Raw genomic sequence first — 1,769 nt, 5'->3', positions numbered from 1 at the left:
CTCTGGATATGGCGGATGCTGGCCCCTGTCACGGTCAAGGCACCGTTCCAATAAGCACCGCGATAGCGGTCTTTGATGCGGGCCCCACCCAGGCGCAGGCGCACATGCTGGTCGGACAGCCCCGCCTCCCGGTGCAGATCGCGTTCCCACAGCAGCCTGTCGCCATCATAGAGTTGCAGGCTTTCCCAGCCATGATCCCCCAGCAGACGATAATCCAGGGCCCCTGCCCCGGCCGTCACCACTTCCCCCATCCAATGATCGCCCAGCCGCAGCAGCGCAATGCTGCGTTCACCGGTGGTGGCAAAGGTTCGCCGTGCGCGCAGGGCCCGACCCACCTGGGCCCGGTCCACCCCATCGGACAGCACCCCCGTCAGCCCGCCGCGCGAACCGAATACCGACGTGGCCGGGTTGCCGCCACCGCAGCGCCCCTGATGCTCGTCACTGCTGGCTGACGCCCCCAGCCGGTATCCGCGCTTCAACGCATCGGCATAGACCCAATGGAACTGCCCCCAGGCGGAACTGATTTCAACCAGCCGTTCCAGCTCTGGATGATGCCAATCCAGATTGCAGCGCCGCCCGCCCACATGCGGGATCAGCAAATGCCCCTCTGGATCATCCGCATAGGCGGCGTAGAGATCGTCCAAAGGCCAGGCGCCGGGGCGAAGGGCCCCTTTCGTACTTTCATTCCATTCAAAGGATCGTACCGGATTGCCCCGTTCATCATGGGGGAAACGCGGCGGGGCATCGCGCAGGAACACGACATTATGGTCGCCGCCCGCCGCCGAATTGCCGCACCACTCCGTTCCGGGATAGCAAACGAAACGCCCTGGCTGGTTGAAGCGGTCGATCAGCGCCACTGCTTCCTTCCAGGCCGTCTCCGTGACGTTGAAATCATTGGCCGTATAGCCCAGCACATCCAGGCCCGCCACGTCACGGCCATAGGACAGGTTATAGAATGTATCATTGGTGCCAACCGTGTCGTTGGAATGGACATGCAGGTCGGCATACAGAACGCGTGGTGCCTGTTCGTCGATGCTGACGAAGGCGAAGGCGGGGATCAGGCCCGGCGCATCCGCATCGACCCGCCATTCGCCCGGTTGGGACAGGGCCAAATCATCCCGACGCAGCACCGCCCAGCCCTCACCCGACAGGGTGATGGGATGCGCCGCGACGGTGCCATCAGGGGCTGTCAACCGCAGGGAACCAGACACATTCTCATGCTCGACCGTATTGCCCCACTGATCCTCCGCCCGTATCAGCACCGGCACCGGTCCCGGCACTATCAGGCGCGGAGTGATCAGGCGCAGGGCATGGGGCGGACCGGGCACCACATCCAGGGTGCAATCGCCCGGCACAGCGGCATATTTCTGGCTGCCCAACGGGTCGATGAAAACGCGGAACCGGAAAGATTTCTCGACAAAGGTCTGCACCCGGGTGCCCGGCCCACCCTGACGGCGGTCACCCAGGCGCACGATGATGCGATCACCGGGGTTCAGATAGCCGTCGATGATGTCGATGATCACCGACTTTTGAAAGGGCCGTTCATGCCCCTTCTGGTCAAACCGGACCTTCAGCGCCTGCACCGTTGCCGGGCTTTGTCCCGGCACCAGATCGCCCGCCTGATATTCGGCAGAGACATAGTTCGCAGCCCTTGGGTCGCTGGTCTGAAACAGGGCCCAGTCGGAATAAAATTTGATGGCCAGCTTGATGGCGGCACCGTCGGCCAGACCGGAGGCACCGACTTCGTAAACCAACTGCACCTCTGTCCA

Annotated in this window: 1 protein-coding gene; it reads right to left on the bottom strand. The window is 63.3% G+C overall.

Annotated features, from left to right (window positions below; all coding sequences use genetic code 11):
* A partial coding sequence (locus CHB97_RS26940; protein WP_089367521.1) for a DUF3604 domain-containing protein occupies nucleotides 1-1,769 on the bottom strand: 1,769 nt, incomplete at both ends.

Source organism: Azospirillum sp. RU38E, assembly GCF_900188385.1.
GTDB lineage: Bacteria > Pseudomonadota > Alphaproteobacteria > Azospirillales > Azospirillaceae > Niveispirillum.
Note: the sequence above shows the minus strand (reverse complement) of the source record. Positions and strands in the feature narration are given on the sequence as shown.